Origin of the sequence: Nocardia stercoris (assembly GCF_003696265.1) — a bacterium.
Lineage (GTDB): Bacteria > Actinomycetota > Actinomycetes > Mycobacteriales > Mycobacteriaceae > Nocardia > Nocardia stercoris.
The window spans coordinates 14,050-28,090 of sequence record NZ_RFFH01000031.1 but is presented as its reverse complement, the minus strand read 5'-3'; the positions used below and the strand labels follow the sequence as shown (position 1 = coordinate 28,090).

Below are 14,041 nucleotides of genomic sequence, written 5' to 3'. Positions count from 1 at the left end.
GAACAGCCAAAGCGTGTACAACCCGTGTACAAAGAACCGAAACGACGAACAGGCAGGGCCAGTGAAACCGGCCCCACCTGCGTCGATACGTCGGGCTGACAGGATTCGAACCTGCGACCCCTTGACCCCCAGTCAAGTGCGCTACCAAGCTGCGCCACAGCCCGCCACACCCGCTCGGCGGGTGCTGGATGAGCCTACCTCAGGACCCCCGGGAAGCTCCAAATCGGCTGGCTGGGGTGTGTGTGGTGGCCGGATTCCAGGTAGTCGGCCGGTCGGTGGGGGTAGGAATAGCGGTATGGCCTCGGTGTTCGATCGTCATCTCGATGCGTTTCGCAGGTATCAGGGCACCCCGTGGGGGCGGCTGCGGTTCACCCATCTGGTCGCCACCGACCCGAATTGCCTTGTAAGTGAGAACAATTGCGTAATCAAAGGTCTATGCCAGAAGCCGATGCCCGCACAGATCGCAGGAGCACGGCGGCTCGGTTCGGGCCCAGGTACGACGAACACCACCGAGAAGCGACGATGACGAGCTACAGCGCCTGGAAGAGCGCCCACACCGGCGCGACACTGTGGCGATCCGTCGCGCGAGGCCACGAACAGCACGTCGCGCCTGATGGTGTCCTGGATCTGATGTGGCACCGGGACCGCCTCGTCGTGGCCGGTCCCGATTCGCGGTCGATGACCGTCGCGACGCAGCCCGGCGCGGTGACCTGGGGTCTTCGACTCCCGCCGGGGGTTGCCCATGCCCTGTTCGGCGTGCCGGTCGACGAGCTGACCGGTCAGCGGGTCGAGTTGTCGCTGCTCGTCCCGGCGCGCAACCTTCCGGATCGCGCCGTCGACAGCGACCCGCCGGGGGCGCTCGAGCGGGTCTACCGGGCGCTGTGGGCGCAGACCGAGCCCGATCCTGCCCGGCTGCGCCTGGCGGCCTCGGTGGATCACGCCGCCCGCGCGGGTGTGAGTGTTACCGCGTCGGCGGTGATGCACGACATCCCCGAGCGATCGCTACAACGGTTGTGCCGCAACGTCTTCGGCTACGGGCCCAAATCACTCATGCAGATTCATCGTTTCCAGCGCGCCTTGCGGCTGGTTCACGGCGGAATGTCGCCGAGTGCCGCCGCGGCCGCGGCCGGTTACTTCGACCACCCGCATTTCGCCCGCGAATGCCGGCGGCTGACCGGCCGGACGCCCTCCGAATTGGCTGCGGGCACAGGCCGGAATCCGTGATTGGCCGATTCGTCCAAGACCGGAGCATCCGAGTGATGGCAGGGTGACGCCATGACCTTCGACCTGGACCGAGCCGCTGCTTTCCTGGCGTCGCACGCACGAGTTCTCGACCGGCGCCGATTCGAGGCGATCGTTTCGGGAGACGACGGTGCCCGGCGTGCGATCGTGCGTGGACTGGACGCGTACCGGAATGCGGACGGTGGTTACGGGTGGGGGCTGGAGCCGGACCTGCGGGCGCCGGAGAGTCAGCCGGCGGCGGCGTTGCATGCGTTCGAGGCGATCGCCGATGCCGGGCCGGTGACGTCGCCGCATACGACCGCGCTGCTGGACTGGTTGAACACGGTGACGCTGCCGGACGGTGGTGTGCCGTTCGCGCTGCCGATCGGCGATCCCACGGCGTGTGCGCCGTTCTGGGTGCAGGCGGATCCGGCCGAGTCGTCGCTGCAGATCACGGCCGCGGTAGCGGCGCAGGCGTATCGGGCGGCCCGGTGGGACGAGGCCGTGCGCGACCATCCGTGGCTGGCGCGGACGACCCGGTACTGTTTCGAGGCGATCCGCCGGATCGACGAGATGCCCTTCGCCTATGTCCTGTCGTTCGCGTTGCAGTTCCTCGACGTCGCCGCCGAGACGCACGCCGAGGCTCACGGATTGCTCGCGCACCTCGCGCGATTCGTGCCGAGCGACGGCGCGTTGCCGGTGGCCGGCGGGGCTCCGGGTGAGACGATCCATCTCGCCTCCGAGCCGGGACGGCCGCTGCGCGACATCCTGGACGCCACAGCGGTGGCGGCCGAGCTGGATCGGCTCGAGGCCGCGCAGCAACCGGACGGCGGCTGGCCCGTGGACTTTTCGAGCTATTCCGGCGCCGCGGCTCTCGAATGGCGGGGCTATGCCACGGTTGCCGCCGTCGCGAACCTGCGGAGCAACGGACGCTGACGGCAGGCTCGGCGTGCCCGCTGTGGCGTGTCCTGTCCCCTAGATGACGTGTCCGGCCCTATACCGACTCGATGATGTGACATGAGATTGGGTGGTGTGTGAGGTTGCGGTGCGGATTGCGGTGTTGGGTGAGGTGACGGTGGCCGGGGCCGACGGCGAGCGCCGCCGGGTAGGTGGTGCCCGGCTGCGGACATTGCTGATGGTGCTGGCCGATCGGCCGGGGCGCACGGTGAGCTGCGAGAAGCTGATCGACGGGATCTGGGGTGAACGCCTGCCGGCCGAGCCGGTGAATGCGCTGCAGACGCTGGTGAAGCGGCTGCGCGCGCTGTTGCCCGACGATATCGCGGTGGAGTCGGTGTCGGGCGGGTATCAGCTGCGAGTGGATCCGGACGAGGTCGACCTGCACCGATTCACCCGGCTCGGCAGCCAGGGCACAGCCCTGTTGCGCAGCGGCGAATTCCGCGATGCCGCAGCGGTATTCGAATCCGCGCTGGCACTGTGGGACGGCACGATCACCCCGAACACGGTCGACATCCCGGATCTGGCCTGGCAGCTCGACCGGATCCGCGAATTGCGGCTCGATGCCGTCGAAGCCCGCGCCGAGGCCTGTGTGGCGCTGGGCCGGGCCGGAGAGGTGGTCGCGCAACTGGAGGCCGAGTTGCGCCGTAATCCGTTGCGAGAGTCGTTGGCGGTGAGACTGGTTCACGTTCTGACCGCGATCGGCCGGTACGGACGGGCCCGCGAGGTGGTGGCGGCGACCCGAGAACTGTTGCGCGCCGAACTCGGTGTCGACGCGTCGCCGGAACTGCTGCGTGCGGTGGGCGAGCACCCCCACCGCGGCACCTACCGCGGTGTCGCGCCGCGGCCGGCAGCGCAGCGGCGGCCGACCCGCGTGTCGCGGCACACGACCGCGGGTATCCGGACCTCGGTGATCCGCCCCGCGGCACAGCCGATCCCCTTCCCCAGATAAGAGCATTCACCCCGGCATCTCACGTTTTGCTCCCGGCGCACGTCTACCGGGTGAGAGCGTCAGAAAGGGAGACAGATGCAGATCGAGATCGCGCGGGCCACGATTGTGGCCGCCGGGGCGGCATGAAGCCGCCGTTCGAGCAGATCGTCACCGAGCACGGGGACACCGTGCTGCGGGTCTGCCGGGTCGTGCTCGGCGCGCACGATGCCGAGGACGCCTGGTCGGAGACCTTCCTGACCGCGATGCGCGCCTATCCGGACCTGCCGGAAACGGCGAACGTGCAGGCGTGGCTGGTGACGATCGCTCATCGCAAAGCGGTCGACATAGTGCGCGCCGCCGAACGGAACCCGCTGCCGGTGCGGCAACTCCCCGACGAACCGGCCGGCGACGGCGTCGCCGGCGCCGACGACTCCGGGCTGTGGGCCACGGTCGGCGCACTGCCGGACAAGCAGCGCCGGGCCGTGGCCTACCACTATGTGGCCGGACTGCCGTACGCCGAGATCGCACGGATCCTCGGCGGAACCACGGAGGCGGCGCGCCGTGCCGCGGCGGACGGAGTGAAGAGTCTGCGCAAGGCCTACCTGGGCGCGACATCGAAGGGAGACACACGATGACCCACCACGACGATGACGTGCTGACCGCGCTGCGGGCGCCCGTGGCAGAGTCGACGACGGCCCGGCTGCACCAGCTGCTGGAACGCAAGGCCGAAGCCGCCGGACTGATCGATATCGCCTACACCACGACCGACACCCCGGTGGGCCGGCTGCTGCTGGCGGCCACCCCGCGCGGGCTGGTCCGGGTGGCCTACGCCCGGGAGGACCACGACCGGGTGCTGGAGACTCTCGCGCAGAAGATCAGCCCCCGGATCCTGCGGGCGCCGGCGCGCTTGGACGACGTGCGCCGTGAGCTCGACGAGTACTTCGCCGGGCGACGCCGGTCCTTCGACGTGTCGCTGGATCTGTCGCTCTCGCACGGGTTCCGGCAGCTGGTGCAGCGGCATCTGCCCGAGATCGGTTACGGGCAGACCCGCAGTTACGGGGAGGTCGCGGCGCTGGTCGGTAATCCGAAGGCGGTTCGCGCGGTCGGGACGGCGTGTGCGACCAACCCGCTGCCTGTCGTCGTGCCGTGCCATCGAGTCCTGCGCGCCGACGGCAGCCTCGGCGGGTACATCGGCGGGACCGAGGCCAAGCACGCGCTGCTCGACCTGGAGTCCGCGGCATGAGCGGTGACGTCATGCGGTGGAGCGAGCGCGTCGCAGGAGCGGATTGGGACCGGATCGGCTCGGAGCTGGATGAATTCGGAGGTGCGCTGCTCCCCCGCCTGCTCTCCGACGCCGAGGCCGCGGAGATCGCTGCCCTGTACGACCAGCCGGAGAAATTCCGCAGCACCGTGGACATGAACCGGTACCGGTTCGGGTCCGGCGAATATCGCTACTTCGCGCGACCCTATCCGGAGGCGGTGGAGCAGTTGAAGCAGGCCCTGTACCCGCGGTTGCTGCCGATCGCCCGTGACTGGTGGGCTCGGCTGGGACGTCCGGCGCCGTGGCCGGACACCCTGGACGAATGGCTCGAGCTGTGCCATGCGGCAGGGCAAACCGAGCCGACCGCGATCCTGTTGGACTACGGGCAAGGGGATTGGAACGCACTGCATCGAGACCTGTACGGGGACTCGATTTTTCCGCTGCAGGTAGTGATCGGGCTGAACCGGCCCGAGGCCGACTACACCGGCGGGGAGTTCCTGCTCGTCGAGCAGCGCCCGCGGGCCCAGTCCCGCGGCACCGCGACCGTGATCCCGCACGGTCACGGGTTCGTGTTCACCACTCGGGACCGGCCGCTGCGGTCGGCGCGCGGTTGGTCCGCGGCGCCGGTCCGGCACGGGGTGTCCACGGTCCGTTCGGGACACCGCCGCACCCTCGCGCTGGTGTTCCACGACGCGGCATGAGCGGTTACCGGTGGTGGAAACAGCTGCGGTAGCTCAGGATTGGCTTGTGACGAATCCCGCAACGGTCGCCCTGCCCGGAAGTTTCCGTCCCGCCGTGACCGACGTCGAGCTGCTCGGCCCGGTTGCCGCGGACACTCCGATCGAGATCACCGTGGTGTTGCGCCGCCGCACCGCGCTGGACCCGGACCTGGTGACCGGCCCCGGCACGGTCACGGCGACGGAATTCGCCGACCGGTTCGGTGCCGCACCAGCGGATGTCGAGCTGGTGGTGGAGGTACTGACCGCGGCGGGTGCGACGGTGACGGGGATACACCCGGGGTCTCGCCGCGTGCTGGCGTCCGCGCCCGCATCGGTCTGGACCGAGATCTTCGACACCGAGCTGACGGTGGCCCGCAGCGAGGGGCTGCCCGAATTCCGGTCCCGCTCCGGCGAATTGCGGATCCCCGCCACATTGGACGGCATCGTCACCGCGGTGCTCGGCCTGGACGACCGGGCACAGGCCCGGACCCGGCTCCGCATGAGCCCGAACGCAGCCGCGGCACAGTCTTTCTCCCCGGCACAGGTCGGTGCGCTGTACAACTTCCCGGCGGGTACGGACGGGACCGGCCAGACCATAGCCGTCATCGAACTCGGGGGCGGCTACGACCCGGCCGACCTCGCCCAGTATTTCACGGGACTGGGGCTGACCGCGCCGACAGTGACTGCGGTCGGGGTCGACGGCGCGACGAACGCGCCGTCCGGTGATCCCGGCTCGGCGGACGGTGAGGTGCTGCTGGACATCGAGGTGGCCGGCGCGCTGGCACCGGGCGCCGGCCAAATGGTCTACTTCGCACCGAATTCCGATCGTGGGTTCGTCGACGCGGTCTCGACCGCCGTACACGCCACGCCGCCACCGGCCGCGGTGAGCATCAGCTGGGGGCAGGCCGAGGATCGCTGGACGGCGCAGGCGCGCACAGCCCTGGATCAGGCGTTCGCCGATGCCGCGGCGTTGGGGGTGAGCGTGTGTGTGGCCAGCGGTGATCACGGCAGTGGCGACGCTCAACCCGACGGCGGCCGGCACGCGGACTTCCCGGCGTCGAGCCCGCACGCGCTGGCCTGCGGCGGGACCCGGCTGCTCGGTTCCCCGCCGCAGATCACCGCCGAGACCGTGTGGAACAACCCGGGCGGCGGTGCGACCGGTGGCGGCATCAGCAGCGTGTTCCCGATGCCGGACTACCAGGCGACGGCCGGCGTTCCGGCCCGAGCCGACGGTGGCACCGGGCGCGGCGTCCCGGATGTAGCGGGCAACGCGGATCCCGAGACCGGGTATCAGGTCCTGATCGACGGGCAGCGCCGCGTGGTCGGTGGTACCAGTGCGGTCGCCCCGTTGTGGGCGGCGCTCATCGCGCGGCTGGCCCAGGCCACCGGCCGCCCCCTCGGCCTGGTCCACCCGCACCTGTACCGCGGCATCCGCCCCGGTGTCGCCCAGCCCGGCTTCCGTGACATCACCTCCGGCGACAACGGCGCATACCACGCCACGGCCGGTTGGGACCCCTGCACCGGCCTCGGCACCCCGGACGGCACGGCCCTGTTGCGGACGCTCCGATAACCGGGATCGATTGCCGCCGTTCGCGTGCACGCCACGGCACCGCGGCGGTGATCAAGCAGCGAGCGCCGTTGCGACGAAGGTCCGCAGTGCCGCGTCGATCCGATGGGGCTGTGGCTTCCCGTCGACCCCGAGCCGGTTCCAGCGCTGCAGATTCACTGCCAGCGACAGCTGCCGCGTGCCGTCGGCGCTGATCATCGAGATCGCGCCCCCGCCCCACACCGAACCCTCATGGCCCCAATAGGTTCCGAGCCCGGGGAGTTCCATGCGTTGCAGGCCCAGGCCGTAGTCGAGCAGCTTCCCCTCGAAGGAGATCACCGGGACGGTGCGCTGCATCTGCGCGAGTGCCGGTCCGCTGACGATCTCGCCGGCCAGCAGCAGCCGGTAGAAGCGGTTCAGGTCGGCGACGGTCGAGATCAGCGCGGCGGCCGGACCGACCCACGACATGTCGTAGCGGCTGTAGTCGGCGGGCGGGTCGAACATGCCGAACCACGACTCGTAGTGGCGGGCGTGCGGTCCGTCGATGTCGGGGCCGGCGGGGAATTCGGTGTCCCGTAGTTCGGCGCGTTCGATGACAGCGCGAGTGATGTGCTTCTCGGCCGCCACCCCGGTCACCAGTTCCAGGAGTTGGCCCAGCAGTAGGTAATTGGTGTTCGAGTACGCGCCCGGCGTGCTCCCGGGCGCCCCGGTGGGCGGGGCTCCGACACCCAGCTCGATCAGCTCGGTGGGGTCGAATCCGGTGAACTGGTGGTCGTTCAGGCTCTGCGGTGTCGTCCGCGCGATATCGGGGAACGCGGCCAGCGACGGGTAGGCGCGCGGGAGGTATTCGGCGAGGCCGCTGGTGTGGTCGATCAGCATGCGGACCGTGATCGCGGTGCCGCGGTCGCCGGGGACCAGTCGCGGCAGGTAGTGGCCGATCGCGGTGTCGAGGTCGATCTCGCCGGCGTCGGCCTGCTGCAGGACGGCGGCGGCGGTGAAGGTCTTGGAGAGGCTGCCGACCCGGTGGCGCAGGCCGGCGGTGACGGGACGGCCGGTGTCGAGATCGGCGACTCCGGCTGCGCCGCACCAGGTCCGGTCGCCGGCGCGCACTTCGGCGAACACTCCGGGCAGGCCCACATGGTGCGCGGAATCCAGTGCGGTCTGTAGCTGGTCAGGGTCGAGGGTGCCGGTCACGGGACGTGTCCTCTCGTCGGTCGGGGTGGAACCACCTCACTATCGACCGGCCGGTCACCCCCGGTATTGGAAGAATGTTCCCCACGCCCGGTACCGGTCCTGGGCGAGGGCGGGCAGGTAGTGGCCTTTCAGCGCGCCGGGCGTGCGGTCCCCGAAGATCGACACGTCCCGGGCCAGATGCGCCTGGTCGGTGATCCGCACATCGCCGCGACCTCGGCGGGCGGCCGACCGGCGAGCAAACCGTCTACCGCACAACGGAATCGGACCAGCATCGCCGCCCGCTTCGGGTTCAGCCCGAGCTGGGCCTCGAACCGCGACCACAGCCGCTTCCGGCTCCAGCCCAGGGTGTCCGCGAGTTCGGCGACCCGGACCCGGCCGCCGGTGGCAAGCAGCTGTTCCCAGCCCGCGACCACTTCCGGGTCCGGGGGCCGCATCGACCGGTCACAGTGCGCGAGAAACGAATTCGTCCGCGCGAACCGTTCCTCCCAGGATCGGGCGGCGGCGAGTTGTTCGCGCAGGCGTCCCACGTCGGAGCCCCACAGGTCCTCCACCGCGACCGCGCCCCGGCCCAGTTCGGCCGCGGCGATACCCAGCGCGTGCGCGCGCAACGGCGACAAGCGGATCTCGACACATTCGGTCCCGGTGCCGCGAACTCGCATGGGCGCCATGGGAAGTCCCACGACGAACCCGCTCGACGCGGTACGCCCGGCGGCGTCCTCGACGATCAGGTCGCGGCCGCCGAATTCGATCACGGCGGTGATCGCGGTGGTCCCGGCGACCAGGAGGTCGAAGCCGGTGCCGGCGAGGTCGCGGTATCCGATGATCGCGCCACCGGACGACGCCGCGGCCGGGCCCGCGAAATCCCGGCCCGCAGCGGGACCGTCGATCTCCTCCACTGGTCCAGGTTACGGAATCGATCGACCACGAGTCCGCCGACGAGGCGATCGTCCACTCACCCGCGGCCGGGCACCGCCTCGATCCGGTAACGGATCGTCGAGGCGGCCCGCCGCGAAACCGCCTCTAGCTCAACGTCTTCAGCGCGGCCGCGTCGTACGGCTTCAACTCGTCCATCCGCCCGCCCAGTACCTTGACCGCCCACTCCGGATCCTGGAGCAGCGCGCGCCCGACGGCGACCAGATCGAATTCGTCGCGCTCGAGCCGGTCGAGGAGGTTGTCGATGGTGCCGAGTTCGGCGCCCTCACCGGTGAACGCGCGCAGGAAGTCGCCGTCGAGGCCGACCGAGCCGACGGTGATGGTGGGCTTGCCGGTGAGCTTCTTGGTCCACCCGGCCAGGTTCAGGTCGGAGTCGTCGAACTCGGGCAGCCAGTAGCGGCGGGTGGAGGCGTGGAAGGCGTCGACACCGGCCGCGGCGAGCGGGGCGAGGATCGCCTCCAGCTCCTGCGGGGTCTCGGCGAGCCGCGCGTTGTAGTTCTGCTGTTTCCACTGCGAGTAGCGGAAGATCACCGGGAAGTCGGGCGAGACGGCGGCCCGGACCGCGGCCACGATCTCGGCGGAGAACTTGGTGCGGGCCACCGGGTGGCCGCCGTAGGAGTCGTCGCGGCGGTTGGTTTCGGCCCAGTGGAACTGGTCGAGCAGGTAGCCGTGGGCGCCGTGTAGTTCGACGCCGTCGAAGCCGATGCGTTCGGCGTCCGCGGCGGCGGTGGCGAAGGCGCCGATGACGTCGTCGAGGTCGCGCTGGGTCATGGCCTTGCCGGTGGCGTCGGAGCCGTCGCCGCGAATGCCGGAGGGGCCGACGGCGGGCGCGTCGGTGTAGGGCGGTTCGCCCTGGCTGCGGACCATGCCGATGTGCCAGAGCTGCGGCACGATCTTCCCGCCGGCGGCGTGCACGTCCGCGGCGACCTGCGCCCATCCGGCGAGCTGCTCGGCGCCGTGGAAGCGCGGCACGCGGTCGGTCTGCCCGGCCGACTCGTGGCCGACGTAGGTGCCTTCGGTGACGATCAGGCCGACGCCGGCGGCCGCGCGGCGCGCGTAGTAGGACGACACGTCGGCGCCGGGAATGCCGCCGGGCGAGAACATGCGCGTCATCGGCGCCATCACGATGCGGTTGGGCACGGTCAGCCCGTTGAGCGTGACGGGCCGGGACAACACCTCGGCCGCGCGGGAGACGTCGACGATCACAGAATGCTCCTCGGAGTGCGGGTCAACCCAGATGGTTGAGAATCTCAAGCAATACGGCCCACGCTAGAGGTACTTATTTGAGATCGTCAAGTTCTTGCCGATAAGCTGGTCCGGTGACCGAAGTTCACCGCGTCGATACCGCCCAGCTCCTGGAACTGCTGTCGGTGTCGCTCGGCGCCTTCTACGGCGACTTCACCATCGCCGCGGCCAGCGAGAACCTCACCGCCAGCCAGGGCAAGACCCTCACCGTGCTGCGCCGCGGCCCGGTCGCGATGCGCGCCCTGGCCGAGACCTTGGCCTGCGACGCCTCCAACGTGACCGGAATCATCAACCGGCTGGAGAAACGCGGGCTCGTCCGCCGCGAAACCGACGCGACCGACCGGCGGGTCACCAACCTCGTGATCACCGCGGAAGGCGAGCGGGTCACCGACGCCATTCGCGCCAAGATGCACGCCACCCGGGACGGCTTGAACCGGCTCTGCGACGAGGACCGGGAGCGCCTGTGCGCGCTACTGACCCAGGTCTTCGTCCCGCGGCGGCCGTGACCGCACACACCTACGCGGTCAGCACGCGGTAGATCCGGCTCTGCGGGTCGACGGACTCACGCAGCCGGCGCAAGCGCTCGTAGTTCGGGCCGTCGTAGCGCGCCAGCGGATCCCCGCGGACCTCACCTCGCCGCGCGCAAGGTCGCCGCGACGACGTGGCGGGTGTCGGCGGGGTCGATGACGTCGTCGATCTCGAGGACGCGGGCGACGTTGAGCGCCTTCACATTGTCGCGGTAGGCGGTCGTGGCGGCGGCCACCGTCGCCTCGCGGTCGGCTTCGGGGAGGGCGTCGAGTTGTTTGGCCAGGGCGAGGCGGACCGCGCCCTCGATACCCATCGGCGCGAGGTGGGCGGTCGGCCAGGCCACCGTCAGCAGCGGGCGGTGGGTGCTGCCGCCGAGCATGGCCTGGGCGCCGAGGCCGTAGCCGCGACGCAGGACGACGCCGACCAGGGGCACGGTCAGGCGGGCGCCCGCGGTCACCAGGCGGGAGGCGTGCCGGACCAGGCCGGTGCGTTCGGCGTCGGGACCGACCATGAAACCCGGTGTATCGACCAGGGATACGACGGGCAGCCGCCAGCGTTCACACAGGTCGAGGAAGTCGGCGGCCTTGACCGAGGCGTCGGCGGTCAGCGCGCCGGCGTGGACGGTGGACTGGTTGGCCAGAATTCCCACCGGGATGCCGTCGATCCGGGCCAGCGCGGTGACCAGTTCCCGCGCCCAGCCGGCGCGCAGCCAGGTGACGCTGTCGGCGTCGGCCAGGCACTCCACCAGCGGGCACACGTCGAAGGCCTCGCGGTCGTAGGCGGGCAGCGTGTCGCGCAAGGCCGCCGGGTCGACGGCGGGTTTCCCTGCGTCACCGGGTGTTTCGAGGTAGGACAGCAGCCGGCGCACCGTCTCGACCGCCTCCGCCTCGTCGTCGACGACGATGTCGAGGACCCCGGCGGCGGCTTGATCGGATACCGGTCCGATCTCCTCGGGAGCGTAATCCCCCAGTCCCCCACCGGAAATCATCGCCGGGCCGGCCATGCCGAGGTTCGCCTCGGGGGTGGCGATCCGCAGGTCCGCGCAGCCGGCCAGGACGGCGTTCCCGGCGAAGCACCGGCCCGAGACCACCGCGATGCGCGGCGTGTCCAGGGCTCCCCACAGCGCGAACGATCCGACGTCCAGCGCGGACACCGCCGGGTAGTCGGTGTCGTTGGGCCGCCCGCCGCCGCCCTCGGTGAAGAACACGGCCGGCAGCGACATCCGTTGCGCCACTTCGATCAACCGGTCCGACTTGCGATGCCCGCGCATCCCCTGCGTCCCCGCCAGCACCATGTAGTCGTAGGAAAGGACCGCGCACGCGCGCCCGTCGATGGCGGCCGTCCCGCCGACCAGACCGTCCGCGGGTGTCTGCACGACCAGTTCGGCGAGCTCCCGCTGCCGCTCCTGCGCCGCCGTCGCGAACCGCCCGTACTCCACGAAACTTCCCGGATCGACCAGATCGGCGATGTTCTCCCGCGCCGTGCGGCGCCCGGCCGCATGCCGGCGGGCCACCGGTTCGGGGCGGGCCGCGTCGGTGGTGAGGTGCCGGCGCGCCAAGACCTCGGTCAACCCGGTGGCCGGGGTATCGGATGTCGTCATGATCAGCACCCTAGGGGGTCGGATTGCTCCTCACATGCCGTTGACCTCGACGATCGGCGGCGGATAGTCCCGGGTCAGCGTGGGCGCCCGCCACGGCCGGTGCACGGCGGCACCCGGCAGATCGTCCAGTTCGGGTAGCCAGCGGTGAACGTATTCGCCGTCCGGGTCGTTGCGTTCGGCCTGCCGGATCGGGTTCAGGGTGCGATTGGGGCGGGTGTCGGTGCCGGTTCCGGCCGCCCACTGCCAGTTCAGCTGGTTGTTCGCGAGGTCGGCGTCGACCAGCCAGTGCAGGAAGTGGGCGGCACCGATCCGCCAGTCGACGCGCAGGGTCTTGGTGAGGAAGCTCGCGGCGATCAGCCGGGCGCGGCCGGGCATCCAGCCCTGGGCGAGCAGCTGCCGCATTCCGGCGTCGATCACGGGGAATCCCGTGCGACCTGCTCGCCAGGCGTCGACGGCGTGCGGATCCGAGCGCGGCGGAGCCGGTGGCGGCCGGTAGTCGGTCCAGGCGAGTTCGGTTCGCGCGGCGAGCAATTGGTGCTGAAAGTCGCGCCAGGCCAGCTGGCGGGCGAACGCGTGACCGCCCGGGTCCGACAGGTCGGTGCGGTGCACCAGCTCGGCCGCGGACAGGCAGCCGAAGTGTAGGAAGGGCGACAGGCGCGACGTCGCGTCCGCGGCGAGGTCGTCGGCGCGCTCGCCGTACTGCTCGACCGGCCCGGACAACCAGTCCCGCACCAACTCTCGCGCGGTGGTCTCGCCACCGACGGACAGCTCGGGTGAACCGGGTTCCACGGACAGTTCCGTCGCGTCGGGAATCCGGCCCGGGTCGAGCGCGGGCATCGACAGCGAGTCGGGTGCGCGATGCACGGTGCGGATCGGAGTCTCCAGCCAGCGCCGGAAATACGGCGTGAACATCGCGAAATACGGTCCGCCGGACGACGGCCGGAGATCGCCGGGCGGTATCGCGGTCACCGACGCGTGCTCGTGCAGCGAAATGCGTTCCGCGGCAATCCGTTCCCGCAAGCGGACCGCTCGGCGCGCACTGTACCGGCTGACGTCCGCGGCGATGTGCACGCCGACGGCGTGTACCTCGGCGGCGACCCGCGCCACCTCGGTCGCGACATCACCCCGCCGGACGATCAGGCGGGCACCCCGGGCACGCAATTCGCCGTCCAACTCGGTCAGCGCCGCCACGAGGAATCGGATCCGGTTGGGCGACACCGATTCCCGGCCGAGGATCGCATCGTCCAAGACGAACAGCGGCACCACCTGATCACCGGCGTGCCGGGCGGCCCACAGCACCGGATTGTCGTGCACCCGCAGGTCCCGGGTGAACACCGCGACCGCGACGCTCATCGGACCGGGCCCACTGTGACGGTGCGGATCATCGAGTTCCTTCCGTGACGGGCCGGCGCCGGAAACCGAGGGCAATCGCCGCGCGAGAGAACTCCAGCTTACCCACACTTCGATGCATAATCGATTCATACACTCAGGAGGTATCCGAATGCGAGCGACCGTGGCACCACGAATCGCCGGGCTCGCGACGGCGGCGTACGGCGCGGCCGTCGCAGTGCGGCCCGCCCTCCTGCTCGACCCCTGCGGCTGGCCGGACACCGACCGCCGGCGCCTGTTCGCGCGTGCGCTGGGCTGGCGCGACCTGTTGTCCGGAGCGGCTCTCGCGGCGGCGCCCCGGCCCGGTCCGTTACGCGCCGCCGTCCTGGTTCGCGTGGGAGCGGACGTGTCCGACGCAGTCCTGTTCGGCGTCACGCTGCGCGGCACCCCGCAGCGACACCGGGCCGTCGCGGTGGCGGTGAGCTGGGCGGCACTATGTGCCGCAACCTGGTTCGCCGGCGAGTACGGCGCGGCACGCGCGGCCACGGCGCACCTGCCGGGCGGACGATCGGCACAATGA

The 14,041-nt window shown here is 70.6% G+C and carries 14 protein-coding genes and 1 tRNA gene; 9 read left to right on the top strand and 6 right to left on the bottom strand.

Annotation, left to right across the window (positions count from 1 at the left end):
• Nucleotides 1-90 precede the first annotated feature (90 nt).
• Nucleotides 91-164: transfer RNA gene (locus tag EBN03_RS32945), tRNA-Pro, on the bottom strand.
• Nucleotides 165-522: 358 nt separating this feature from the next.
• Here EBN03_RS32945 and EBN03_RS32940 point away from each other — a divergent pair.
• The 7 genes from EBN03_RS32940 to EBN03_RS32910 all read left to right on the top strand — a co-directional run bounded on the left by EBN03_RS32940 (nucleotide 523) and on the right by EBN03_RS32910 (nucleotide 6,656).
• Nucleotides 523-1,224, top strand: a complete 702-nt coding sequence (locus EBN03_RS32940) for an AraC family transcriptional regulator (protein WP_122192086.1) — start codon at nucleotides 523-525, stop codon at nucleotides 1,222-1,224.
• A 51-nt stretch (nucleotides 1,225-1,275) separates the two neighbouring features.
• Complete coding sequence (locus EBN03_RS32935; RefSeq protein WP_122192085.1) at nucleotides 1,276-2,157, top strand: hypothetical protein; 882 nt, start codon at nucleotides 1,276-1,278, stop codon at nucleotides 2,155-2,157.
• Between the two features lie 109 nt (nucleotides 2,158-2,266).
• Complete coding sequence (locus EBN03_RS32930; RefSeq protein WP_147471792.1) at nucleotides 2,267-3,127, top strand: AfsR/SARP family transcriptional regulator; 861 nt, start codon at nucleotides 2,267-2,269, stop codon at nucleotides 3,125-3,127.
• A 122-nt stretch (nucleotides 3,128-3,249) separates the two neighbouring features.
• Nucleotides 3,250-3,741 (top strand): RNA polymerase sigma factor, encoded by a 492-nt coding sequence (locus EBN03_RS32925; RefSeq protein WP_122192083.1) that lies wholly within the window; start codon nucleotides 3,250-3,252, stop codon nucleotides 3,739-3,741.
• Complete coding sequence (locus EBN03_RS32920; RefSeq protein WP_122192082.1) at nucleotides 3,738-4,349, top strand: methylated-DNA--[protein]-cysteine S-methyltransferase; 612 nt, start codon at nucleotides 3,738-3,740, stop codon at nucleotides 4,347-4,349. The genes EBN03_RS32925 and EBN03_RS32920 overlap by 4 nt, the downstream gene beginning before the upstream one ends.
• A complete protein-coding gene (locus EBN03_RS32915; protein WP_122192081.1) occupies nucleotides 4,346-5,068 on the top strand; it encodes a 2OG-Fe(II) oxygenase in 723 nt (240 codons plus the stop codon). Before EBN03_RS32920 ends, EBN03_RS32915 begins: the two co-directional genes overlap by 4 nt.
• Nucleotides 5,069-5,114: 46 nt before the next feature.
• Nucleotides 5,115-6,656 carry a S53 family peptidase gene (locus EBN03_RS32910; RefSeq protein WP_199743079.1) on the top strand — a complete coding sequence of 514 codons (1,542 nt, stop codon included), beginning with the start codon at nucleotides 5,115-5,117 and terminating at the stop codon, nucleotides 6,654-6,656.
• A gap of 51 nt (nucleotides 6,657-6,707) precedes the next feature.
• Here the strand turns inward: EBN03_RS32910 and EBN03_RS32905 are convergent, their stop codons facing one another.
• The 3 genes from EBN03_RS32905 to EBN03_RS32895 all read right to left on the bottom strand — a co-directional run bounded on the left by EBN03_RS32905 (nucleotide 6,708) and on the right by EBN03_RS32895 (nucleotide 9,962).
• Nucleotides 6,708-7,826 carry a serine hydrolase domain-containing protein gene (locus EBN03_RS32905; protein WP_122192080.1) on the bottom strand — a complete coding sequence of 373 codons (1,119 nt, stop codon included), beginning with the start codon at nucleotides 7,824-7,826 and terminating at the stop codon, nucleotides 6,708-6,710.
• A gap of 128 nt (nucleotides 7,827-7,954) precedes the next feature.
• Nucleotides 7,955-8,722, bottom strand: a complete 768-nt coding sequence (locus tag EBN03_RS32900) for a helix-turn-helix domain-containing protein (RefSeq protein WP_233608805.1) — start codon at nucleotides 8,720-8,722, stop codon at nucleotides 7,955-7,957.
• A 124-nt stretch (nucleotides 8,723-8,846) separates the two neighbouring features.
• Nucleotides 8,847-9,962, bottom strand: coding sequence for an NADH:flavin oxidoreductase (locus EBN03_RS32895; protein ID WP_407671290.1), 1,116 nt, complete (start codon nucleotides 9,960-9,962; stop codon nucleotides 8,847-8,849).
• A gap of 116 nt (nucleotides 9,963-10,078) precedes the next feature.
• On the opposite strand from EBN03_RS32895, the gene EBN03_RS32890 reads away from it, so the two are divergent.
• Nucleotides 10,079-10,510, top strand: coding sequence for a MarR family winged helix-turn-helix transcriptional regulator (locus EBN03_RS32890; protein WP_233608804.1), 432 nt, complete (start codon nucleotides 10,079-10,081; stop codon nucleotides 10,508-10,510).
• Nucleotides 10,511-10,632: 122 nt separating this feature from the next.
• On the opposite strand, the gene EBN03_RS32885 is transcribed toward EBN03_RS32890, so the two are convergent.
• Both EBN03_RS32885 and EBN03_RS32880 read right to left on the bottom strand, forming a co-directional pair.
• On the bottom strand, nucleotides 10,633-12,132 hold the full coding sequence (locus EBN03_RS32885; protein WP_122192088.1) for an acyl-CoA carboxylase subunit beta: 1,500 nt from the start codon (nucleotides 12,130-12,132) through the stop codon (nucleotides 10,633-10,635).
• A gap of 30 nt (nucleotides 12,133-12,162) precedes the next feature.
• Nucleotides 12,163-13,485: a cryptochrome/photolyase family protein gene (locus EBN03_RS32880; protein ID WP_122192078.1), complete on the bottom strand. Its 1,323-nt coding sequence runs from the start codon at nucleotides 13,483-13,485 to the stop codon at nucleotides 12,163-12,165.
• 148 nt (nucleotides 13,486-13,633) lie between these two features.
• Here EBN03_RS32880 and EBN03_RS32875 point away from each other — a divergent pair, with 148 nt between their 5' ends.
• The gene (locus EBN03_RS32875; protein WP_122192077.1) at nucleotides 13,634-14,041 is read left to right on the top strand and encodes a hypothetical protein; all 408 of its coding nucleotides are present in this window, start codon (nucleotides 13,634-13,636) and stop codon (nucleotides 14,039-14,041) included.

Bases quoted from the DNA above. Each gene is read 5' to 3' on its own strand.
- EBN03_RS32940 (WP_122192086.1), top strand. From the start codon at position 523: ATGACGAGCTACAGCGCCTGGAAGAGCGCCCACACCGGCGCGACACTG.
- EBN03_RS32935 (WP_122192085.1), top strand. From the start codon at position 1,276: ATGACCTTCGACCTGGACCGAGCCGCTGCTTTCCTGGCGTCGCACGCA.
- EBN03_RS32925 (WP_122192083.1), top strand. From the start codon at position 3,250: ATGAAGCCGCCGTTCGAGCAGATCGTCACCGAGCACGGGGACACCGTG.
- EBN03_RS32920 (WP_122192082.1), top strand. From the start codon at position 3,738: ATGACCCACCACGACGATGACGTGCTGACCGCGCTGCGGGCGCCCGTG.
- EBN03_RS32915 (WP_122192081.1), top strand. From the start codon at position 4,346: ATGAGCGGTGACGTCATGCGGTGGAGCGAGCGCGTCGCAGGAGCGGAT.
- EBN03_RS32885 (WP_122192088.1), bottom strand. From the start codon at position 12,132: ATGACGACATCCGATACCCCGGCCACCGGGTTGACCGAGGTCTTGGCG.
- EBN03_RS32880 (WP_122192078.1), bottom strand. From the start codon at position 13,485: ATGAGCGTCGCGGTCGCGGTGTTCACCCGGGACCTGCGGGTGCACGAC.
- EBN03_RS32875 (WP_122192077.1), top strand. From the start codon at position 13,634: ATGCGAGCGACCGTGGCACCACGAATCGCCGGGCTCGCGACGGCGGCG.